General features: G+C 68.6%; 19 protein-coding genes. 7 read left to right on the plus strand and 12 right to left on the minus strand.

Annotated elements, in window-relative coordinates; all coding sequences use genetic code 11:
• Nucleotides 1-302 precede the first annotated feature (302 nt).
• Nucleotides 303-767, plus strand: coding sequence for a translation initiation factor 2 (locus B7D75_RS29335; RefSeq protein WP_176540968.1), 465 nt, complete (start codon nt 303-305; stop codon nt 765-767).
• Nucleotides 768-780: 13 nt separating this feature from the next.
• Here B7D75_RS29335 and B7D75_RS10665 read toward each other — a convergent pair whose 3' ends face one another.
• The 8 genes from B7D75_RS10665 to B7D75_RS10700 all read right to left on the minus strand — a co-directional run bounded on the left by B7D75_RS10665 (nt 781) and on the right by B7D75_RS10700 (nt 12,207).
• Nucleotides 781-2,607: a long-chain-acyl-CoA synthetase gene (locus B7D75_RS10665; protein WP_058130176.1), complete on the minus strand. Its 1,827-nt coding sequence runs from the start codon at nt 2,605-2,607 to the stop codon at nt 781-783.
• Nucleotides 2,608-2,770: 163 nt separating this feature from the next.
• The gene (locus B7D75_RS10670; protein ID WP_012075225.1) at nt 2,771-3,595 is read right to left on the minus strand and encodes an SDR family oxidoreductase; all 825 of its coding nucleotides are present in this window, start codon (nt 3,593-3,595) and stop codon (nt 2,771-2,773) included.
• A gap of 51 nt (nt 3,596-3,646) precedes the next feature.
• Nucleotides 3,647-5,632, minus strand: coding sequence for a geranyl-CoA carboxylase subunit apha (gene atuF / locus B7D75_RS10675; protein WP_107113988.1), 1,986 nt, complete (start codon nt 5,630-5,632; stop codon nt 3,647-3,649).
• A gap of 45 nt (nt 5,633-5,677) precedes the next feature.
• Nucleotides 5,678-6,472 carry an isohexenylglutaconyl-CoA hydratase gene (gene atuE, locus B7D75_RS10680; protein ID WP_003119850.1) on the minus strand — a complete coding sequence of 265 codons (795 nt, stop codon included), beginning with the start codon at nt 6,470-6,472 and terminating at the stop codon, nt 5,678-5,680.
• Nucleotides 6,473-6,492: 20 nt separating this feature from the next.
• Complete coding sequence (atuD, locus tag B7D75_RS10685; RefSeq protein ID WP_012075227.1) at nt 6,493-7,653, minus strand: citronellyl-CoA dehydrogenase; 1,161 nt, start codon at nt 7,651-7,653, stop codon at nt 6,493-6,495.
• 183 nt (nt 7,654-7,836) lie between these two features.
• Nucleotides 7,837-9,453, minus strand: a complete 1,617-nt coding sequence (atuC, locus tag B7D75_RS10690) for a geranyl-CoA carboxylase subunit beta (RefSeq protein ID WP_012075228.1) — start codon at nt 9,451-9,453, stop codon at nt 7,837-7,839.
• 1 nt (nt 9,454) lies between these two features.
• Nucleotides 9,455-10,333: an SDR family oxidoreductase gene (locus B7D75_RS10695; protein WP_107113989.1), complete on the minus strand. Its 879-nt coding sequence runs from the start codon at nt 10,331-10,333 to the stop codon at nt 9,455-9,457.
• A gap of 71 nt (nt 10,334-10,404) precedes the next feature.
• Complete coding sequence (locus B7D75_RS10700; protein ID WP_107113990.1) at nt 10,405-12,207, minus strand: acyclic terpene utilization AtuA family protein; 1,803 nt, start codon at nt 12,205-12,207, stop codon at nt 10,405-10,407.
• Nucleotides 12,208-12,461: 254 nt separating this feature from the next.
• On the opposite strand from B7D75_RS10700, the gene atuR reads away from it, so the two are divergent.
• Nucleotides 12,462-13,085: an atu genes transcriptional repressor AtuR gene (atuR, locus tag B7D75_RS10705; RefSeq protein ID WP_003154334.1), complete on the plus strand. Its 624-nt coding sequence runs from the start codon at nt 12,462-12,464 to the stop codon at nt 13,083-13,085.
• Here atuR and B7D75_RS10710 read toward each other — a convergent pair whose 3' ends face one another.
• Both B7D75_RS10710 and B7D75_RS10715 read right to left on the minus strand, forming a co-directional pair.
• On the minus strand, nt 13,086-13,850 hold the full coding sequence (locus tag B7D75_RS10710; RefSeq protein WP_003154336.1) for a CPBP family intramembrane glutamic endopeptidase: 765 nt from the start codon (nt 13,848-13,850) through the stop codon (nt 13,086-13,088).
• A gap of 138 nt (nt 13,851-13,988) precedes the next feature.
• Nucleotides 13,989-14,156 carry a DUF2897 family protein gene (locus B7D75_RS10715; RefSeq protein ID WP_003090984.1) on the minus strand — a complete coding sequence of 56 codons (168 nt, stop codon included), beginning with the start codon at nt 14,154-14,156 and terminating at the stop codon, nt 13,989-13,991.
• 223 nt (nt 14,157-14,379) lie between these two features.
• Here B7D75_RS10715 and B7D75_RS10720 point away from each other — a divergent pair, with 223 nt between their 5' ends.
• Nucleotides 14,380-15,681 (plus strand): sensor histidine kinase, encoded by a 1,302-nt coding sequence (locus B7D75_RS10720; RefSeq protein ID WP_107113991.1) that lies wholly within the window; start codon nt 14,380-14,382, stop codon nt 15,679-15,681.
• A 1-nt stretch (nt 15,682) separates the two neighbouring features.
• Entirely contained in the window at nt 15,683-16,597 is a 915-nt protein-coding gene (locus tag B7D75_RS10725) for a response regulator (protein WP_033997783.1), read from the plus strand.
• A 7-nt stretch (nt 16,598-16,604) separates the two neighbouring features.
• Here the strand turns inward: B7D75_RS10725 and B7D75_RS10730 are convergent, their stop codons facing one another.
• Nucleotides 16,605-17,075, minus strand: a complete 471-nt coding sequence (locus tag B7D75_RS10730; RefSeq protein WP_012075234.1) for a multidrug/biocide efflux PACE transporter — start codon at nt 17,073-17,075, stop codon at nt 16,605-16,607.
• A gap of 92 nt (nt 17,076-17,167) precedes the next feature.
• Here B7D75_RS10730 and B7D75_RS10735 point away from each other — a divergent pair, with 92 nt between their 5' ends.
• The gene (locus B7D75_RS10735; protein ID WP_043104229.1) at nt 17,168-18,073 is read left to right on the plus strand and encodes a LysR family transcriptional regulator; all 906 of its coding nucleotides are present in this window, start codon (nt 17,168-17,170) and stop codon (nt 18,071-18,073) included.
• Between the two features lie 10 nt (nt 18,074-18,083).
• Here the strand turns inward: B7D75_RS10735 and B7D75_RS10740 are convergent, their stop codons facing one another.
• Nucleotides 18,084-18,656 (minus strand): DUF924 family protein, encoded by a 573-nt coding sequence (locus B7D75_RS10740; protein WP_107113992.1) that lies wholly within the window; start codon nt 18,654-18,656, stop codon nt 18,084-18,086.
• A 113-nt stretch (nt 18,657-18,769) separates the two neighbouring features.
• Here B7D75_RS10740 and B7D75_RS10745 point away from each other — a divergent pair, with 113 nt between their 5' ends.
• Both B7D75_RS10745 and pyrF read left to right on the plus strand, forming a co-directional pair.
• Complete coding sequence (locus B7D75_RS10745; protein ID WP_012075237.1) at nt 18,770-19,663, plus strand: LysR family transcriptional regulator; 894 nt, start codon at nt 18,770-18,772, stop codon at nt 19,661-19,663.
• 101 nt (nt 19,664-19,764) lie between these two features.
• A complete protein-coding gene (pyrF, locus tag B7D75_RS10750; RefSeq protein ID WP_012075238.1) occupies nt 19,765-20,463 on the plus strand; it encodes an orotidine-5'-phosphate decarboxylase in 699 nt (232 codons plus the stop codon).
• The last annotated feature ends 100 nt before the right edge of the window (nt 20,464-20,563 follow it).

The raw sequence follows: 20,563 nt of genomic DNA on the forward strand, positions 1-20,563 counted from the left end.
CCATGACCCGCGCCGCCGCGAGGTATCGCGGGCTGACATCAAGCGGTTATCCGCCCATGGCAGGTTAGGCATGGTGCGAACAACGGAGGGAGTGCCAGGATGACGATAGCGAACCCTTGCCTTGGTTGCAGTCTGCCGTCAGCATTGCCGCAGTTGGCCATACCTGCGTGACTATGAAACGTCTTTTGTGCCGAATTTGCGTCGTTGTTCTTTCCGGTTGCTTCCTGGCGGCCTGCGATGACGGCTCCAAGGCGCCGGAAAAGAAAGCCCCGGAAGCACCGTTGCAGGAGCAGCGCGCTCCGGTGCAGCCAGTGCAGGCTCCACCACCGGAGCCGCCACCTGCCGCACCTGTCGAGCCGGAAACAGCTCCGAAGAAGGCCGCGCCGAGCGCTGGGCAGGTCGCCGAGCCCAAGCCGCCGGCCAAGCCGAAGCCGGCGGCTGCGCCACAGAAGCCGGCCAGCAAGGCGGTCGCCAAGGACAAGCCGGCGCCGGCGAAGCGCGCTTCCAACACCCGTCTCGATCCCGAGGTGCGCAAGCCGCTGCCGAGCGCCAGCCTGGACCTGCGCCTGCCGAAGGAACTGGTGCAGAAGATGGCGCCGCCGGGGGCGGACGAGACGCACAAGCCCAAGCCGCTGCTGCCGCCGATGTTCGAGGAAAAGGACGACAGCGATTTCCGCCTCAACGGCCAGTTGCTCTATCGCGACCGCGAACTGGGCGTATCACGGCCCCTGGAAGGGGCCGAGTTGCAGTTCGAGTTCCGCCAGTAGGCCGCCCCGGCGCTCAGAAGCGATAGCGCTGCGCCTGCAACGCCTGGTACAGCTCCGCCTCCAGCGGCTGGTAGGTGGCGCTGCCGGGCAGGCGGACGAACAGCGGCTCCTGCACCCGGGAGGGGTCGTAGGCGTCGCGCTTGAGGTCGGTCTTCTTGTACTTGAAGGTACCGGTGGTCTCGACCTCGCGCAGCAGGCGCAGGAACACCGGCACGGCATAGGCCGGCAGCTCGCGGTCGAGGTGCGCGGCGAGGGCGTCGCGGTCCAGCTCGGTGCCATCGCCCAGGCGTAGCGCGGCCATCCCGCAGCGACCGTTGGTGCCGGGAATCTCCACGCCGTAGACCACCGCGTCCTCGACTCCGTCGAAGGCGCCGAGGGCGTTCTCCACCTCGGTGGTGGATACGTTCTCGCCCTTCCAGCGGAAAGTGTCGCCGAGGCGGTCGACGAACTGGGTGTGCTTGAAGCCGATGTCGCGCATCAGGTCGCCGGTGTTGAACCAGGCGTCGCCCTTCTTGAACACGTCGCGGAGGATCACCGCCTCGCTCTTGGCCGGGTCGGTGTAGCCATCGAACGGCCACTTCGCGCTGATCTCGCTGATCAGCAGGCCGACCTCGCCCTTGCCGACCTTTTCCATGAAGCCCCTGGCGTCGCGTACCGGGCGGTCGTTCTCCAGGTCGTAGCGGACAATGGCGTAGGTGGCCGGGGAGAAACCCACGGTATTGTCGAAATTGAACACATTGGTGAAGCCGATGTTGCCTTCGCTGGAAGCGTAGAACTCGGTGATCCGCTGGATCTCGAAGCGTTGCTTGAACTCGGCCCAGATCGACGGGCGCAGGCCGTTGCCGATCATGCAGGTCAGGCTGTTGTCGCGTTCCTCGGCGCACGGCGGCTGGTTCAGCAGGTAGCGGCAGAGCTCGCCGATGTAGCCGAAGCAGGTCGCCCGGTAGTGCTGTACGTCTTTCCAGAAAGCGCTGGCGGAGAACTTGCGGCGCAGGGCCATGGCCGCGCCGCCGGCCAGCGCCGCGCTCCAGCAGACGGTCACGGCGTTGTTGTGGTAGCAGGGCAGGGTCAGGTAGAGCACGTCGTCGCGGCCAAGACCCAGGCCGGAATGGCCGAAGCCGCCATAGGCCTTGATCCACTTGCCGTGGCTCATGATCGAAGCCTTCGGCAGGCCGGTGGTGCCGGAGGTGTAGATGTAGAAGCAGGAATCCTTGAGCCGCACCCTGCCGGTATCCTCGAGGTTTTCCGAGGTCTGTCCCTGGGCCAGGCGCATCAGGTTGCGCCAGCCCATCGGCGGCGAGCCGGGATCGCCGAGGGTATCGCCGTCATCGACCCAGTAGCAGTGGCCGGCGTTGCCGAGCACGTCCTGGCGGACTTCCTCGAACACTTCGCGCAGTTCCTCGCCGACCACGAAGTGACCGGGCTTCACCAGGTTCAGGCTGTGCACCAGGACCTTGCCGCGCTGGGTGGTGTTGACCAGCGCGCCGATGGCGCCGAGCTTGGCCAGCGCGGCGAGGATCGCCAGCAGCTCGACGCGGTTCTCCAGCATCACCGCGACCACGCTGCCGTGGCCTACGCCCTCGGCCTTGAAGGCACGCGCCAGGCGGTTGGCCCAGCCGTTGAACAGGGCATAGCTGATTCGCCGCTGGCCGTCGAGCACCGCCGGGTTGTCCGGGTACAGGCGTGCCGCGCGCTCCAGCGCCCAGCCCAGGGACAGGCTCTTCTCGCGGTTGCGAATCGCGGTGTAGTACAGGCCGCGCAGCATGCGCGGGACGCGGCCGAAGGTGGCGGGCAGGCGGGCAACGAAACGGTTGAAGGTGATCAGGTCGGCGTGGGTCATGGCTCTCGCGCTTTGTCGTTGTTGTGCGGGGCGTAGGGACGCTCCCGCGACTCTAGACCGCAGTCGCCGCCCCGGCTATGACCGTTGCGCGGTCGCTCCGGGGCACTTCGGCAAATAGCCCCGAAGCCCGCCGCAGAGCGCCGCGCGCCTTTCGTCGGAGACCTCAGTCGAGGAACAGGTCGGGCACCAGCGCGCCACCCTCGGGGTCGTAGCGATACTGCTCGAAATCGGTCTGGCCGCGTTCGCGCAGCAATTCCTCGTCGACCAGCAGGCGCCCGCTGAGGCTGCGCCCCTCGCTGGTGAGAATGGCATGCGCGGCGTCGGCCATGATCGCCGGGGTGCGTGCGCGGCGGAAGGCGTCACGGCTGCCCAGCTCGAACTCGATGGCGGCGGTGGCGATCATGGTCTTCGGCCATAGCGCGTTGACGCTGATGGCGTACTTCCCGAACTCCTCGTGCATACCCAGGGTGAGCATGCTCATGCCGTACTTGGTGACCGTATAGGGACCGTATTGGGCGAACCACTTGCCGGCCAGGTTGATCGGCGGCGAGAGGCTGAGGATATGGCCGTTGGCGCTTTCGCGCAGGTAGGGCAGGGCAGCCTGGCTGCAGACCAGCACCGCGCGGGTGTTGATCTGGTACATCAGGTCGAAGCGCCTGGGTTCGAGCTTCTCCACCCCGACCAGGCGGATCGCCCCGGCGTTGTTGACCAGCGCATCGATCCCGCCGAAACGTTCGGCGGCGCGGGCCATGGCCGCCGCCACGGCCTGTTCGTCGCGCACGTCGAGTTGCAGCGGCAGGGCCTGGCCACCGGCGGCCTCGACCTCGGCGGCGACGCTGAAGATGGTGCCTTCCAGCTTCGGATGCGGTTCGGCGCTCTTCGCCGCGATCACCAGGTTGGCGCCGTCGCGCGCGGCGCGCAGGGCTATCTCTCGGCCGATGCCGCGGCTGGCGCCGGTGATGAACAGGGTCTTGCCGTGCAGTGACATGGGCGTCTCCGTTTTCTTGTCGTCGTCGTTGCGGATGAGCGGCGGGTTGTCTCAGGCGTCGGCTTCCACCTCGACCAGCACCTGCCGGTTGCGCACCTGCTCGCCACGGCCGACCTGGACGCGGCGGACCACGCCGTCGACCCCGGCCTTCAGCGGGTGTTCCATCTTCATTGCCTCCAGTACCAGCAGCAGTTGGCCCTTGCCGACCCGTTCGCCTTCGCCGACCAGCACCTCGACGATGGCGCCGTCCATCGGCGCCTTGACCGTGCCGGAGCTGGCGCCGGCCTGGGCGTTGGCGCCGGCGTGGGTGACATCGAGCAGTTCGAGGTTGCCGCCGTGGCCGTACAGCCAGAGGCGCCCGCCGTCCAGGTGGTAGGCGTGGCGGCGGCGAATGCCGTCGAGTTCGGCGCTGGCCCAGCGCCCGTCGCAGTCGAGCAGGCGCACGGCGATCTCGCGTCGTTCCAGGCGTGCCAGCAGTCGCGGCCGGCGACCGCTTTCGAGGACTTCCAGATCGATCTCCAGGCGTTGCTCGGCATGCTTCAGGGCGATCTTCCACGGCGCCCCGGCGGCGCTGCGCCAGCCGGCCAGGCCGGGCTGGTGCGCACTGGCCTCGGCGCCGGCCTGGTAGAGCAGGGCGGCGGCCAGGGCCAGTTCCTCGGCGCCCGGCTGGTGCGGTTGCAGGCTGGGGTCTTCGGCGAAGCGTTCGCCGATGAAGGCGGTGGTCGCCTCGCCGGCGGCGAAGTCCGGATGCGCCAGGAGGTTGGCGAGGAACCGCTGGTTGCCGTCGACCCCCAGCAGCACGCAGCGCTCCAGCGCGCGGATCAGCTTGCGCCGGGCTTCGTCGCGGGTCGCCCCGTAGGCGATCAGCTTGGCCAGCATCGGGTCGTAGAAGGGCGTCACCGACTGCCCCTCGACCAAGCCATGGTCGATGCGTACGCCGGGCAGCAGTTCCGGGTCCCAGCGCAGCACCGTGCCGGTCTGCGGCAGGAAGCCGCGACCGGCGTCCTCGGCGTAGAGGCGGACCTCGATGGCATGCCCGCGCAGTTCCACCTGCTCCTGCCGCAGCGGCAGCGGATGGCCCTCGGCGACGCGGATCTGCCAGGCCACCAGGTCCTGGCCGGTGACCAGTTCGGTGACCGGGTGTTCGACCTGCAGGCGGGTATTCATCTCCAGGAAGTAGAAGCGGCCATCCTCGGCGAGAAGAAACTCGACGGTGCCGGCGCCCACGTAGTTGACCGAGGCCGCTGCCTTCACCGCCGCCTCGCCCATGGCGCGACGCAGGTCGGCATCGAGCACCGGGCAGGGGGCTTCCTCGATGACCTTCTGGTGGCGGCGCTGCACCGAGCAGTCGCGTTCGCCGAGGTAGAGCAGGTTGCCGTGGCGGTCGCCGAACACCTGGATCTCCACGTGGCGCGGGCGCAGCACGGCTTTCTCCAGGATCAGTTCGGCGCTGCCGAAGGCGCCCAGCGCTTCCGAGCGCGCGGTGCGCAACTGGTCCAGCAGTTGGTCGGGTTCCTCCACCAGGCGCATGCCGCGGCCGCCGCCGCCGGCGCTGGCCTTGATCATCAGCGGGTAGCCGATGCGTTCGGCCTCGCGCCGCAGGGTCGCGTCGTCCTGTTCGGCGCCTTCGTAGCCGGGGATGCACGGCACCCCGGCGGCGAGCATGGCGATCTTCGACAGGCGCTTGCTGCCCATCAGGTGGATGGCTTCCGCATCCGGGCCGATGAAGACGATCCCGGCGGCTTCGCAGGCTCGGGCGAACTCGGCGTTCTCGGAGAGGAAGCCGTAGCCGGGGTGGATCGCCTCGGCGCCGCTGCGACGGGCGGCGTCGAGGATCGCCTCGAGGTCCAGGTAGGACTGCGCCACCGGTGCCGGGCCGATGCACACGGCCTCGTCGGCCAGTTGCACATGGCGGGCGTCGGCGTCCGCCTCGCTGTACACGGCGACGCTGCGGTAGCCCAGTTCATGGGCGGTGCGCAGCACCCGGCAGGCGATTTCACCGCGGTTGGCGACGAGGATCTTGTTGAAGCTGGGCATGTCGTTCGGCTCCTGGAGGCTGTTGCCCTGTTTCGCGGTCGTGGCTCACTGGGCCCAGACCGGCTTGCGTTTCTGTACGAAGGCCAGGGTGCCTTCGCTGCCTTCGGCGCCGCCCACCGCTTCGGCGAACTGGCGCGCCGCATCGTCCAGCAGGGCGCCGAGTTCGCCGCTTTCGCTGGCCAGCAGCAGGGCCTTGGTGGCGGCGTTGGCGTTCGGCGCGCAGCGGCGCAGTTGCTCGAGGGTTTCCTCCAGGCGCTGTTCGAGGGCATCGGCGTCGGCCTCGCAGAAATGCACCAGGCCCAGGCGCAGCGCCTCGCGGCCGTCGAAGCGGGCGGCGGTGAGGGCCAGGCGGCGTGCCTGGGTCAGGCCGATGCGGCGGACCACGAAAGGCGCGATCTGCGCCGGGAGAATGCCGAGGCTGGTTTCCGGCAGGCCGAACTGCGCATCGGCGGCGGCGATCGCCACGTCCGACACGCAGGCCAGGCCGAAACCGCCGCCGAGCACCGCGCCTTCCACCAGCGCCACCAGCAGCTGCGGCGCGGCCTGGGCCTCCTCCAGCAGGCTGCCGAAGGCGCGGTTCAGCGTGCGATAGGCTTCCGCCCCGGCGGCGCGGGCGCCGGCCATGTCCTTGATGTCGCCGCCGGCGCAGAAGTGCCCGCCGGCGCCGCGCAGCACCAGCGCTCGCACGCTACGGTCGTCGCGCACGGCGGCGAGCACCGCGCGCAGTTCGCCGACCATCGCCAGGCTCATGGCGTTGCGGCTTTGCGGGCGGTTCAGGGTGATCCGCAGGACGCCTTCGACGGGTTCCAGCAGCAGGGTCTCGCAATGCGGCAGGCTCATGCCGGTTTCCTCCTGGAACGTCAGCCTTTCTTCTTGCCCGGCAGGATGCCCATCAGCTTGCAGATGATGCCGAGCATGATCTCGTCGGCACCGCCGCCGATGGACACCAGGCGGGTGTCGCGATAGGCGCGGGAGACCGGGTTGTCCCACATGAAGCCCATGCCGCCCCAGTACTGCAGGCAGGCGTCGCTGACCTCGCGGCCGAGGCGGCCGGCCTTGAGCTTGGCCATCGAAGCCAGGCGGGTCACGTCCCTGCCTTTCACGTACAGCTCGGTGGCCTGGTAGACCAGGGCGCGCAGCGCCTCGACCTCGGTCATCATCTCGGCCATGCGGAAGTGGATGACCTGGTTGTCGATCAGCGGCTGGCCGAAGGTCCTGCGCTCCTTGCAGTATTCGATGGTGACGTCGATGCAGTGCTCCAGGCCCTTGATCATGTTGGCCGCGCCGAACAGCCGTTCTTCCTGGAACTGCAGCATCTGCATCATGAAGCCGGCGCCTTCCGCGCCGATGCGGTTGCGCTGCGGCACGCGGACGTTATCGAAGAACACCTGGGCGGTCTCCGAACTGCGCATGCCGAGCTTGTCCAGGTGCGGGCTGAGGGTGATGCCCGGGGTGTTCATCGGCACGATGATCAACGACTTGTTGACGTGCGGCTTGTCGTCGGAGGTATTGGCCAGCAGGCACATGAAGTCGGCCGACGGCGAGTTGGTGATCCACATCTTGCTGCCGTTGATCACATAGTCGTCGCCATCCTTGCGCGCGGTGGTCTTCAGGCCGGCGACGTCGGAGCCGGCGCCGACCTCGGAGACGCCGATGCAGCCGACCATCTCGCCGGCGATGGCCGGGCGGAGGAATTCCTCGCGCAACTCGTCGGAACCGAAGCGGGCCAGGGCCGGGGTGCACATGTCGGTCTGCACGCCGATGGCCATCGGGATGCCGCCGCAGGTGATGCCGCCGAACTCCTCGGCGGCGACGATCGAGTAGCTGTAGTCCAGGCCCATGCCGCCGAACTTCTCCGGCTTGGAGATGCCCAGCAGGCCGAGTTCGCCGGCCTTGCGGAAGATGTCGTGGATCGGGAAGCGGCCGTCCTTTTCCCACTGGTCGACGTGGGGGTTGATTTCCCGCTCGACGAAGCTGCGGACGGTGCGGCGGAGTTCTTCGTGTTCCTGGGTGAAGATCATGGGTTGTCTTTCCTCCTGGGCCTTGTCTTGATTCGACCTCCGGCCCTCTCCCCAACCCTCTCCGTGGAGTGAGAGGGGGTGTTCCGGAGTGGCTGGGCGGTTCGTTTCATACCGGGTCTGTTTGGCTCCCTCTCTTCAGGGGGGAGGGGCAGAGGGGCTGTCGCCCCGGCTCCGTTGTTTCAGTCAGAACCTCGCGACGCCGAAGCTGTTGCCCTTCAGCGGCCGCGCCTCGGCTTCCGCGCAGATATCCAGCAAGTAGCCGAGCAGCCTGCGGCTGTCGCGCGGGTCGACCAGGCCGTCGTCCCACAGGCTGGCGGTGCCGTACAGCGCGGTGGACTGGCTGTCGAGCTTCTGCGCGGTGACGGTTTCCAGCATGTCGAGCATCTTCGGATCGGCTTCCTTGCCTTCCTTGGCGTGCTTCTCCTCGGTGACGATGCGCAGCACCTTGCCGGCCTGGGCGCCGCCCATCACCGCGGTGCGGCTGTTCGGCCAGGCGAAGATGAAGCGCGGGTCGAGGCCGCGGCCGCACATCGCGTAATTGCCGGCGCCGTAGGAGCCGCCGACCACCAGGGTCAGCTTGGGCACGCGGGCGTTGGCCACCGCCTGGATCATCTTCGAGCCGTGCTTGATCACACCCTGGCGCTCCGACTCGGTGCCGACCATGAAGCCGGTGGTGTTGTGCAGGAACAGCAGCGGCGTGTTGCTCTGTTCGCAGAGCTGGATGAACTGCGCCGCCTTGGCCGCGCCCTGCGGGGTGATCGGTCCGTTGTTGCCGATCAGGCCGCAGGCGTGGCCCTCGATGCGCAGGTGGCCGCAGACGGTCTGGCCGTCGAACTCGTGCTTGAAGTCGAGGAACTCGGAGCCGTCGGCGATGCGCGCGACGATCTCGCGGACGTCGTAGGGCTTCTTCGGGTCGGCCGGGACCACCCCGAGCAGCTCCTCCACCGGGTACAGCGGTTCGCGCCAGGCGGGCGCCGGGCGCGCAGGCAGTTGCGCGTTCCATGGCAGCATGCCGATGATCTCGCGGGCCAGGCGCACGCCGTCGGCGTCGTTTTCCGCCAGGTACTCGGCGGTGCCGGCGACCTGGGCATGCAGTTCGGCACCGCCGAGTTCCTCGTCGCTGGCGATCTCGCCGGTGGCGGCCTTGAGCAGCGGTGGCCCGGCGAGGAACATCTTGGCCTTGCCGCGCACCACCACCACGTAGTCGGAAAGCCCCGGCTGGTAGGCGCCGCCGGCGGTGCTGGAACCGTGCACCACGGTGACCTGGGGAATGCCCATGGCCGAGAGCCGCGCCTGGTTGGCGAAGCCACGCGCGCCTTCGACGAAGATCTCCGCCGCGTAGTTGAGGTTGGCGCCGCCGCTTTCGGTGAGGGCCACCACCGGCAGCTTGTTCTCCATGGCGATCTGCTGCAGGCGCAGGGTCTTCTTCAGCCCGGTCGGGGAGATGGTGCCGCCCTTGATCGCGCTGTTGCTGGCACTGACCAGGCAGCGCACCCCGGCGATGTAGCCGATCCCGGCGATGATCCCGCCACCGGCCTGGGTGCCGTCCTTGTCGTCGTGCAGCCTGTAGCCGGCCAGCGAGGACAGTTCGAGGAACGGCGCGCCAGGGTCGAGCAGCAGCGCCAGGCGTTCGCGCGGCAGCAACTGGCCGCGTTTCTCGAACTTCGGCCGGGCCTCGGCGGCCTTGTCCAGGACCTTCCGCTCCAGCTCGCGAAAGCCGGCCACGGCGGCGAGCATGGCCTGGCGATTGCGGGCGAAGTCCTCGCCGTTGACGTCGAGTTGCGACTGGATCGCGGGCATGTCAGTCCTCCTGGTCCTTCAGCACGTCGGGCAGGTAGGCGCGGTGGAAGCCGTTGTAGGCGCGGCTTTGTCCCGGCTTGCCCTTGACCAGCGGGAAGGCGCGGCTGCCCTGGCTGGCGGCGCCGTCGATGCGGATCGTGTTGCCGCTGATGAAGGCCGCGCCGGGGGAGAGCAGGAAGACGATGGCGGCGGCGACCTCCGACTCGCTGCCGATGCGCTTGAGCGGTACGTGCTCGCGCAGGGTCGGGATCACCGCCTTGAACGCGCCTTCGTAGGTATCCATGCCGCTGGAGGCGATCCAGCCCGGCGCCACCGCGTTGACCCGCACGCCGGCATGGCCCCACTCGACGGCGGCGGTCCTGGTGAAGTTCTCCATGCCGGAGCGCGCGGCGCCGGAGTGGCCCATGCCGGGCATGCCGCCCCACATGTCGGCGAGCATGTTGACGATGCTGCCGCCGGTCTTGCTCATCGACTGGTTGAACACTTCGCGGGCGACCAGGAAGCCGCCGACCAGGTTGGTGCGGACCACGGTCTCGAAGCCCTTCTGGCTGATCGAGGCGAGGGGCGAGGGATACTGGCCGCCGGCGTTGTTGACCAGGTGGTGGATGCTCCCGCGTTCGGCCAGGATGTTCGCCACCAGGCCTTTCACCGCGTCCTCCTCGCGGATGTCGCAGGCGTGCCAGCTGACGCTGCCGCCGTCCTCGACGATCTCGCCGGCGGTCTTCTCCAGCTTTTCCGCCTTGCGTCCGATCAGCACCACGTGGGCGCCGAGGGCCGCCAGCTCATGGGCGGTGCAGCGGCCGATGCCGCTGCCGCCGCCGGTGACGATGATGGTCTGGCCGGCGAACAGGCCGGGCCGGAAGATCGAGTCGTAGCTCATTGTTCTGGTGACTCCGATGAATCCTGTGGGTGGATGCGGCGCCACGCCGCATTCGCCGTTCATGATTGTCGTTACCTGCCCTGCGTCTCCAGCGCGTCGGCGAGCGCCTGCGGCACCGCCACCGGTAACTCCAGCAACTGTTGGGCGAAGGCCTTGCCCTGCGGGTCGATGCGCAGGCTGGCGACGCCGCCGCCGCCGAGGGCGTTCTCCAGCAGGAAGTTCAGGCTGTGGCTGCCCGGCAGGTACCAGCGGCCGACCCGGCCGGTCTGCGGGTCGAGCACGTGCTGCATCCAGTCCACCACCGCGCCTTCCTCCAGCGCCTCGGCGATCCACGGCAGGTACTCCGGGCGCCGCGCCATGACCCCGATGTTGCTGTGGTTGCCCTTGTCGCCGGAGCGGGCCACCGCCAGCTTCACCAGCGCCACGCTGGCGCTGGCGGGCTGGTCCGGGCGCGGTGGCTGGCGCGCCTCGGCCAATCGCGCCGGGTCGAAGGCTTCGAGGCGCGGCAGTTCCAGCGGATGGCGCCGGCCGTCGATCTCCACGCTCAACGCGCATTGCGCCTTGTCGATCAGGAAGGAGAACAGGCGGATCACCGGATACACCGTCGGCCGGCCGCCGACGATTCCGGTCAGGCCCGGCGCCATCCCGGTGGCGGCCTGGGCGATCTCGCGGGAAAACAGCACCAGGGCCTCCTTGCGCGGATGCCGCGCGGCCAGCTTGACCACCACTTCGCGGCTGTCCTGGCGCCGCCCGTGGGGACCGTAGGTGGCTTCGCTGCCGAGCAGCTCGATGCTGACCTCGCGGTAGGGTTCCCAGCCGCGTGCGGCGAAGAGTTCCTCGGTCCTGGCGATGATCGCCCGGCTGACCCGCTCGGCCTTCTTCACCGCGTCGATGCCGGCGATCAGGCAACTGGCGGTGCAGCGGAAACCGTCCGGATAGGTGGCGCTGACCTTGTACCGGTCAGTGGGCGGCAGGCCGCGCGCACCCTCCACCGCGACCCGGTCGGGACCGGCCTGGCGCAGGCGCACCTCGGTGAAGTCGCAGACCACGTCGGGCAGCAGGTAGGCGCGTGGGTCGCCGATCTCGTAGAGCATCTGTTCGCCGACGCTCAGTTCGCTGACCAGGCCGCCGGTGCCCGGCGCCTTGGTCACCACGAAACGCCCGTCGGCCTCGACCTCGACGATGGGGAAGCCGATGTGCTCGTAGTCCGGCACCTGCTCCCAGTCGGTGAAGTTGCCGCCGGTGCATTGTGCGCCGCATTCGACGATGTGACCGGCGAGGGCGGCCTGGGCCAGGCGGTCATAGTCGTCCCAGGCCCAGCCGAACTCATGGACCAGGGCGGCGCTGACCACCGCGCTGTCGACCACCCGGCCGGTGATCACGATATCCGCGCCCAGGCGCAGGGCCTCGACGATGCCCGGCGCGCCGAGGTAGGCGTTGATCGAGACGCACATCGGCGGCAACGGCGCGTCGCTGAACATCTCGCGGATGCCAGCCTTGGCCAGCTCGGCCTGGCGTGGTTGCAGGTTGTCGCCGTGCAGCACGGCGATCTTCAGCCGCACCCCGGCCTTTTCGCAGGCCGCGGCGAGGGCGGCTGCGCAGGCCTGTGGATTGACTCCGCCGGCGTTGCTGATCACCCGGATGTTCTTCCCGGCGATCTCTGCGAGCAGCGGCGCGAGGACCTCGACGAAGTCGGTGGCGTAGCCGGCGTCCGGCTGTTTCAGGCGGGCCCCGGCCATGATCGACAGGGTGATCTCGGCCAGGTAGTCGAACACCAGGTAGTCCAGCGGCGCGCCGCGCACCAGTTGGGCGGCGGCGGTACAGGTGTCGCCCCAGAAGGCCGAGGCGCAGCCGATGCGTACGGTCTTTTGCATTGTTCTTGACCCGTGACGGCGAAAGTGTGGGGCGACATTACCAAGCAAGCGCTTGGTTGAGAAGGGGCTGGAAACAAATCCAGTCACGCGTGTTACCCAAGCGCTTGCTCGGTCGTCTTCCCAGGCATACATTTCATGAATGCTGACAAGCACTTGCGGGAACGTCGTAAGGCCGGTCGGCGCATACGGAGCGGTCGGGCGCGCGGACGAGCGGCACCGAGCCGCCGACGATCCGGAAAAAGGGGAATTCAGCGTTGGATGATCAGAAAGCCCGGGAAGTAATGCTCGAACTGGTGGCCAGCGGACAGCTCACCGACCCGGAAAGCGCCCGCGGCAAGCTGTTGCAGACCGCCGCCCACCTGTTCCGCAGCAAGGGCTACGAGCGCACCACGGTGCGCGACCTGGCCAGCGCGGTGGGTATCCAGTCGGGCAGCATCTTCCATCACTTCAAGAGCAAGGACGAGATCCTCCGCTCGGTGATGGAGGAAACCATCCTCTACAACACCGCGCTGATGCGCGCCGCCCTGGCTGACGCGCAGGACCTGCGCGAGCGCGTGCTGGGACTGATCCGCTGCGAGCTGCAATCGATCATGGGCGGCACCGGCGAGGCGATGGCGGTGCTGGTCTACGAGTGGCGCTCGCTGTCCGCCGAGGGCCAGGAGTACATCCTCGGCCTGCGCGACATCTACGAGCAGATGTGGCTGGAGGTGCTGGGGGAGGCGCGCCTGGCCGGCTACTGCCAGGGCGATCCGTTCATCCTGCGGCGTTTCCTCACCGGGGCGCTGTCCTGGACTACCACCTGGTTCCGGCCGGAAGGCCCGATGACGCTCGACCAGCTTGCCGAGGAGGCCCTGGCGCTGGTGCTCAAGGACGCCTGATCACTCGGAGATCAGGCGGAACGGGTAGCTCAGCAGGAGGAAGTGCAGGGTATTGATCGAGGCGTGCAGCAGCACCGCCAGCGACAGCCGCCCGCTGAAATGCAGGACCATGCCGTAGCCCAGCCCGGCGATCCCGGCCAGCAGCGCGTACACCGGGTTGACCAGCAGGTGCAGCGCCGCGTAGGCGAGGGTCGCGACGATGATCCCCGGCCAGGCGCCGAACCAGCGGATCAGCTGGCTCTGCAACAGGCCGCGGAAGAAGGCCTCCTCGGCCAGCGAGACCACTCCGACGTTCAGCACCAGCCACCACCAGAAGGCCTCCGGCCACTTCGGCTGCCAGCTCGCGGCATTGGTCATGATCGACAGCAGCGGCACCACGAAGAAGGTCAGGCAGAACGCCAGCGCAGTGATGTCCAGCGACACCAGCGGTTGCTTCGGCCGGCGCAGCCACCAGGCGAGCAGGGTCAGCGCGACCAGGGCCTTGTCCCAGGGCAGCCAGATCATCTGGATCGGCGGGCTGGCGCTGGCCAGGTCCCAGGGGAACAGGCGCAGGGGAATGAAGCCGGGCAGGTAGTGGATCGCGATGAGGGCGCTGGCGGCAAGGCTGACCGGCCACCACAGCAGTGTCGGCAACCAGCGCTCGGCATAGGTCACCCAGAGGATGTAGAGCAGGACGATGATCGCCGTCAGCAGCGCGATATGCCCGGTGAAGAATCCACCGAGCAGAAAGAGAATGGGTAGAAGCGGTATCAGACGCCCAAGCATGCAACCTCCCGTTTAAAGGAGGGATTCTAAAGGCATTTCGACCCGCGGTTGGGAAAAGCGCAAGGAACGGACCTTCTGCCAGAAAAAACGGGAACGGCCCCGGACCTGGAGCTAATGACCCGTCCGGAGCCGACGGGTTCAGCGATCCTTCGCTTCCTGCGCGTCCAGCTCGGCGTTGCGTTCGTGGATGCGCTTGAGCTGTTCCTCGCTCAGCGGCAGCTTCTTCGCCGAGTCGCGCAGCAGCAGGAGCCCGCCGACGATGGAGCCCAGGGCGAGCACGATGATCAACCAGGCATACCAGGGCATAGCGTCTTCCTCATCGATTTGACTGTCCACCATACGCCGGGTTTGCCGTTCTGTCAGGCAACTCCCGGTCGCACGCCTTGTGCTTGAGACTGTCGTTGCCCGCTCGAAGTTGCGGATGGCGGCCAGGCGCCGTGATGCCTGTCACATGTTGGCAATCTGACATTGCTTAACTGGCGGCCATCCCTTCATTGCCCCGTCCGGGCTTGCCGTCGAGAGGTTGCCGATGTCTCCGAGCGCGTTGTCCCGTCTGTTGCGCCCGGTGGAACCGCTGACCCCGGCGATGAGCATCAGCGATGTCGCCGATCGCCTGCTGATGCCGGAGCACCGCGCCTTCCTGTCGCTGCCGGTGGTCGACGACGAACGCCGGGTGCTCGGCCTGGTCAGCCGCTACACCCTCCAGGACATCTTCATGCAGCGCTTCGGCCGCGACCTCTGGGGCCGCCATCCGGTGCGCGAGGTGATGAACCGGGCGCCCCTCAGCGTATTCCTCGGCGCCAGCCTGGAAGAGGCTGCGCAGCAGGTCACCGGGCGCCTGCAATACCCGATCACCGAGGACTTCGCCCTGATCGACGAGGAGAGCCGCTACCGTGGCCTGGGCACCGTGCTCGACCTGCTGAAGGCCATGGAGGCGCGCATCGCCCAGCGCAACCGGGTGCTGCGCAAGGCGCTGGTGGACCTCAAGGAGTCCCAGGCGCAACTGGTGCAGTCGGAAAAGATGGCTTCGCTCGGGCAGATGGTGGCCGGGGTCGCCCATGAGTTGAACACGCCTCTCGGCTATGTCGGCAACAACCTGGCGCTGCTGGAGGAACTCAGCGACCCGCTGCTGCGCCTGGCCGATGCCCAGGCGGCTCTGGTCGACTGCCTGGGCGACCCGCAGTGCGACGAAACGCGCCTGGCGCAGGCCCTGCAGGCGGCCGACGTGGCTCGTCGCGAGGCAGCCGTGGAGCAGGTTCGCGAGGACCTGCAGCAACTGTTCGCCGATACCCGCTACGGTCTCGGCCAGATCGGCGAGCTGGTCTCCGGGCTCAAGGACTTCGCCCGCCTGGACCGCGTCTTCAGCGAGGAGGTCGACCTCAACGATTGCGTGCGCAACGCCCTGCTGATCGCCCGTGCCAGCATCAGGGAGCGGGCCGAGGTCAGCAGCCAGCTGGGCGAGTTGCCGCGGATCGCCTGCGCGCCGTCGCAGATCAACCAGGTCCTGCTGAACCTGCTGACCAATGCCGCCCAGGCCATGGAGCGTTTCGGCCGGATCCTGCTGAAGAGCTGGGCCGACGAGCGCCAGGTGTACCTCTCCGTGCAGGACAACGGCAAGGGCATGCCGGCCGAAGTCCTGGCCCGGATCTTCGACCCGTTCTTCACCACCAAGCCGGTGGGGCAGGGTACCGGGCTCGGCCTGTCGATCAGCTACAAGATCATCCAGCAGCACGGCGGGAGCATCCGCGTGGCTTCCGAACCGGGCCGCGGCACCCGCTTCCTCATCAGCCTGCCGCGAGAGCAGGCCCGCGAACTGCAACGGAGCGCCTGACATGAGCCCATCCCCCGTCCGCATCCTCTTCGTCGATGATGAGGAGCGCATCCTGCGTAGCCTGGCCATGCAGTTCCGCCGCCACTACCAGGTGCTGACCGAGAGCGACCCCTGGCGCGCGCTGGAACGCCTGAAGAGCGAGCGGGTACAGGTGCTGGTCAGCGACCAGCGCATGCCGCGGATGAGTGGCGCCGAGTTGCTGGCGCAGGCCCGGGAACGTTGTCCGGATACCCTGCGGATCCTTCTCACCGGCTATTCCGACCTCGACGCCGCCGTCGACGCGCTCAACGACGGCGGCATCTTCCGCTACCTGACCAAGCCCTGGAATCCCCAGGAAATGGCCTTCACCCTACGCCAGGCGGCGGAGATCGCCAGCCGCCAGGCGCTCCCGCCGGCGGCGCCGGTGGCCTCGCTGGCGGCGCCGCTGAGCGTACTGCTGCTCGACGAGGATCCGGAGACCCTGGCCTGCGTCGGCGCCTTCTGCCATGCCGGCGGGCATCGCCTGCTGCGCGCGCGCAACCTGGCCGAGGCGCTGGTGTGGCTGAACACCGAGCCGGTGGAGGTGCTGGTCAGCGACCTGAAGCTGGCCGGCGAGGACACCGCACCGCTGCTCAAGTCGCTGGCCCAGGCCCATCCGCGCCTGCTCAGCCTGGTGGTCACGCCGTTCCGCGATACCCAGGCCCTGCTGAACCTGATCAACCAGGCGCAGATCTTCCGCTACCTGCCCAAGCCGATCCGCCGCGGGCTGTTCGAGAAAGGCCTGAAGGCCGCCGCCGAGCAGGCCCTGCTGTGGCGCGGGCAGGGCCTGCCGGAAGTCGACCGGCTGGCCGAGGTGCCGCGCGACGAGCGCGAGAAGGAGCGGGTCGGTAGCCTGCTCGGCATGCTCGGCCGGCTGCGCGAGCGCCTGAGCGCCTGAGGCCGCGTCAGCCGGCGTCGCAGCCGGCGGCCCCGGCCTGGCGATTTTCCACCAGGCGCGCGCGGAGCACGTCGTAGCTCCAGTTGAAGACCATGGTGTAGGGCAGGAAGAACAGGATCAGGCCCATGTCGAGGAGGAACGCCTCGACCAGTCCGATGGACAGCCACCAGGCGGCCAGCGGCACCAGCACCACGATCAGGCCCAGTTCGAAGAGCGCCGCGTGCAGCGCCCGCACCTGCAGGGTGCGCTGGAAGCCCATGCGCCGCTGGGCGCGGTCGAACAGACTGTTGAAAAGCATGTTCCAGAGCATCGCCACGGTGGAGAACATCAGCGTCAGCGCACCCATGTGCGCCAGCGGCTTGTCCATCACCAGCGACAGCACCGGCGCGGTGAGCAGGACGGCCAGGCCCTCGAAGGCCAGGGCATGGAAGATCCGCTCCTTGAGGGTCTTGTTCAGGGCGGTGGGGGTGTGGCTCATGGCGAACGCTCCGGGTTCGTCGTTACGGTTCGGGCTGTATTGTCATCGGAGTCTGGGATAGGGTTAAGTTGGATACCATCGGAAAAACCGATATGCACCTTTCTCCCGAATCACTCGAGGCGTTTGTCCAGGCCGTCTCCCTCGGCTCCTTCAGCGCGGCGGCGCGCAAGCTTGGCAAGAGCCAGTCGACGGTCAGCGAGGCGATCGCCCGGCTGGAGATCGATCTCGGTCTGGAACTGTTCGAGCGCAGCGGTCGCCAGCCGCGTCTGACCGAGGCCGGGCGCACGCTGCTGGGACGGGTCGAGGAGGTCCTCGGCGCCTCCGACCGCCTGCGCCGGGTTGCCGCGCTGCTCGCCGGCGGCTCGGAGCCACGGGTGACCCTGGCGCTGTCCGATACCTATCATTCGGCGCGCTACGAGGCGCGCCTGGCCGAGCTGGACGCGCGCTACCCGGAACTGGAGTTCGAATGCCTGATCGCCGAGGACCAGGACGTGATCGCCCAGGTCAGCCGTGGCCGCGCCACCCTTGGCCTGCTCGCGGCGCAGCCGCACTACCCGCCGGAACTGGGCGTGGCGGCGGTGGCCGAGCGCGCCGAGTTCGGCCTGTTCGCCGCCGTCGACCATCCCCTGGCGACGCTCTCCCGGGTGACCGAGCGCGATCTTTCCGAATGGCGCCTGCTGCGCCTGAACACCTATAGCGAGACCGGCGCGGCGATCAACGACGGCCTGCCGTCCAGCGGCGGGCGCTGCTGGTCGGCGCCCAACTATCTGCTGCTGCTGGAGATGGCCACCCACGGCTTCGGCTGGGCGGAGCTGCCGCGCTGGCTGGTCAGCGGCTATGCCAACGGACGGCTGCAGGAGTTGCCGGTGGCCGGCTGGCCGCGCAGCCAGGCGGTGGACGTGGTCTGGTCGCGGCAGCGGCCGTTGGGTCCGGCGGCCAACTGGCTGCTGGATCGCCTGCTGGATCGCGGCCTGCCGGCGGACGGGGGCGGCCGCTGATCCCGCCGGCTCAGCCGGCGAAGCCGCCAGCGGCGAGGAAGGCCAGTTCCGCGGCGCTGGACGAGCGGCCGAGGATCGGGTTGCGGTGCGGGAAGCGGCCGAAGCGGCGGATGATCTCGCGGTGCCCACGGGCGTGGTCCAGGTACGGCTGGCCGAGGCCGCGATTCAGCGCCACCGAGCGATCCTGGTCGACGAGGTTCTCGGCGTGGGCGAACGGCAGGTAGAAGAACAGCCGCAACGCTTCCTCGACCTGCCGGTCCAGGCCGGCTGCCAGCGCCCGGTTCGCCCAGCGCCGGGCCAGGGCGTCGCTGGCGTACATGCGCGGGGTGCCGCGGAAGGCGTTGCGCGGATACTGGTCGAGCAGCACCAGCAGGCCAAGATGTGCCTGGGCGTCTGTGTGGCCCGGCCGCAGGCGCTCGGCGCGGGCCAGTTCATGGGCCTGGGCGAAGCGCAGGCGGAAGCGCCGGTCGAAGCGGGGGTCCTTGGCGAACCAGAAGCTGGGGCCGGCCTCGCGCCAGAAAACGGCGACTTCCGATAACGGGCTGATGTCCGACGTAGCGGAGGCGAGCGGGGCGTGGGGCATGGGTGGCTCCGGGACAAGGCGGGCTACCAGGCTATTGGTCAGGATTCCTTGGATAAACGGGATCCGACTGAATAGACTGTCCAGCCATCCCGTATAGAGAGAAGGGCCCGCCCATGGATCGTCTGGACAGCATGCGGGTGTTCCTGCGCGTCGCCGAAACCGGCAGTTTCACCAAGGCCGCCGACCTGCTGGACATGCCGCGTGCGACGGTCTCGGCGGCGGTCCAGCAGCTCGAGGCACAGCTCGGCAGCCGCCTGCTGCACCGCACCACACGCCAGGTGCAGCTGACCCAGGACGGCAGCGCGGTGCTGGAGCGCTGCCGCCATCTGCTGGAAGACATGGAGGAGCTGGAAGGCCTGTTTCGCGACGGCAGCCGCGCCAGCGGCCGGCTCAAGGTCGACGTGCCGAGCCGGGTGGCGCGCCTGCTGATCGCACCGGCGTTGCCGGCGTTCTTCCGCGAGCATCCGGACATCGAGCTGGAGCTGGGCTCCAGCGACCGCTCGGTGGACCTGGTGCAGGAGGGCGTCGACTGCGCCCTGCGGGTCGGCCAACTGGGCAACAGCAGCCTGGTGGCGCGGCGCCTGGGCGAGATGGCGCTGATCAACTGCGCCAGTCCCGCCTACCTGGCGCAACATGGCGTGCCGCAGGCGCCGGAGCAGCTCGACGGGCACTGGGCGGTGAACTACGCCTCGCCCACCAGTGGCCGGGTGCTGCCCTGGGAGTACCGCGAGGGCGGCCGCAGCGTGACCCGCGTGCTGCGCAGCCGGGTCACGGTGAACAATGCGGAGAGCTACATCGCCTGTTGCCTGTCCGGCCTCGGGCTGATCCAGATTCCCGCCTACGACGTTCGTGAGCACATCGAGCGCGGCGAACTGCGCGAAGTGCTGCCGCAATGGCGGGCCGAGGCGATGCCGGTCTATGCCCTGTATCCGCACCGCCGGCACCTGTCGCGGCGGGTCAAGGCCTTCGTCGACTGGCTGGAGCGGCTGCTCCGCGCGCGGCTCTAGGTGTCCCGGCGACGTTCGTCCCCCCGGCGCGATCCGGGCTACGGCAAACGCCCGGATTCTGCGACAATGCGCGCCGTTTTCGATTCGCCGCGAGAGAGCCCATGTCCGCCTGCCAGTCCCCCATCATCGTCGCCCTGGATTTCCCCACCCGTGAGGCCGCCCTGGCGCTGGCCGATCAGCTGGATCCGAAACTGTGCCGGGTGAAGGTCGGCAAGGAACTCTTCACCAGCTGCGCCGCGGGCATCGTCGAGATCCTGCGCGACAAGGGCTTCGAGGTATTCCTCGACCTGAAATTCCATGACATCCCGAACACCACCGCGATGGCGGTGAAGGCCGCCGCCGAGATGGGCGTGTGGATGGTCAACGTGCACTGCTCCGGCGGCCTGCGCATGATGGCCGCCTGCCGCGAGACGCTGGAGGCGTTCAACGGGCCGAAGCCGCTGCTGATCGGGGTCACCGTGCTGACCAGCATGGAGCGCGAGGACCTGGCCGGCATCGGCCTCGACATCGAGCCGCAGGAGCAGGTGCTGCGGCTCGCCGCGCTGGCGGAGAAAGCCGGCATGGACGGCCTGGTCTGCTCGGCCCAGGAAGCGCCGGCGCTGAAGGGCGCCCATCCGCGCCTGCAACTGGTGACCCCGGGCATCCGCCCGGCCGGCAGCGCCCAGGACGACCAGCGGCGCATCCTCACCCCGCGCCAGGCCCTGGACGCCGGTTCCGACTACCTGGTGATCGGTCGTCCGATCAGCCAGGCCGCCGACCCGGCCAAGGCGCTGGCGGCGATCGTCGCCGAGCTGGGCTGAGGCGCTCCCCCCATCTCCCGTCGGCCCCGGCGTGGCGGATAGCGCCGGTGGCCGCCTGTCCTCGCCAGCGTCTAGGCTGGTAATGGGCGCTCCGGCCACT

The organism is Pseudomonas paraeruginosa (assembly GCF_003025345.2).
Taxonomy (GTDB): domain Bacteria; phylum Pseudomonadota; class Gammaproteobacteria; order Pseudomonadales; family Pseudomonadaceae; genus Pseudomonas; species Pseudomonas paraeruginosa.

What these genes read in the sequence shown, in the direction of transcription:
- B7D75_RS10715 (WP_003090984.1), bottom strand. Translation starts at nt 14,156, where the DNA reads ATGCCCTGGTATGCCTGGTTGATCATCGTGCTCGCCCTGGGCTCCATC.
- B7D75_RS10730 (WP_012075234.1), bottom strand. Translation starts at nt 17,075, where the DNA reads ATGAGCCACACCCCCACCGCCCTGAACAAGACCCTCAAGGAGCGGATC.
- B7D75_RS10670 (WP_012075225.1), bottom strand. Translation starts at nt 3,595, where the DNA reads ATGTCACTGCACGGCAAGACCCTGTTCATCACCGGCGCCAGCCGCGGC.
- atuE (WP_003119850.1), bottom strand. Translation starts at nt 6,472, where the DNA reads ATGAGCCTGCCGCATTGCGAGACCCTGCTGCTGGAACCCGTCGAAGGC.
- B7D75_RS10665 (WP_058130176.1), bottom strand. Translation starts at nt 2,607, where the DNA reads ATGACCCACGCCGACCTGATCACCTTCAACCGTTTCGTTGCCCGCCTG.
- atuD (WP_012075227.1), bottom strand. Translation starts at nt 7,653, where the DNA reads ATGATCTTCACCCAGGAACACGAAGAACTCCGCCGCACCGTCCGCAGC.
- B7D75_RS10700 (WP_107113990.1), bottom strand. Translation starts at nt 12,207, where the DNA reads ATGCAAAAGACCGTACGCATCGGCTGCGCCTCGGCCTTCTGGGGCGAC.
- B7D75_RS10725 (WP_033997783.1), top strand. Translation starts at nt 15,683, where the DNA reads ATGAGCCCATCCCCCGTCCGCATCCTCTTCGTCGATGATGAGGAGCGC.
- B7D75_RS10735 (WP_043104229.1), top strand. Translation starts at nt 17,168, where the DNA reads ATGCACCTTTCTCCCGAATCACTCGAGGCGTTTGTCCAGGCCGTCTCC.
- B7D75_RS10745 (WP_012075237.1), top strand. Translation starts at nt 18,770, where the DNA reads ATGGATCGTCTGGACAGCATGCGGGTGTTCCTGCGCGTCGCCGAAACC.
- atuC (WP_012075228.1), bottom strand. Translation starts at nt 9,453, where the DNA reads ATGCCCGCGATCCAGTCGCAACTCGACGTCAACGGCGAGGACTTCGCC.
- B7D75_RS10695 (WP_107113989.1), bottom strand. Translation starts at nt 10,333, where the DNA reads ATGAGCTACGACTCGATCTTCCGGCCCGGCCTGTTCGCCGGCCAGACC.
- B7D75_RS10740 (WP_107113992.1), bottom strand. Translation starts at nt 18,656, where the DNA reads ATGCCCCACGCCCCGCTCGCCTCCGCTACGTCGGACATCAGCCCGTTA.
- B7D75_RS10710 (WP_003154336.1), bottom strand. Translation starts at nt 13,850, where the DNA reads ATGCTTGGGCGTCTGATACCGCTTCTACCCATTCTCTTTCTGCTCGGT.
- pyrF (WP_012075238.1), top strand. Translation starts at nt 19,765, where the DNA reads ATGTCCGCCTGCCAGTCCCCCATCATCGTCGCCCTGGATTTCCCCACC.
- B7D75_RS10720 (WP_107113991.1), top strand. Translation starts at nt 14,380, where the DNA reads ATGTCTCCGAGCGCGTTGTCCCGTCTGTTGCGCCCGGTGGAACCGCTG.
- atuF (WP_107113988.1), bottom strand. Translation starts at nt 5,632, where the DNA reads ATGCCCAGCTTCAACAAGATCCTCGTCGCCAACCGCGGTGAAATCGCC.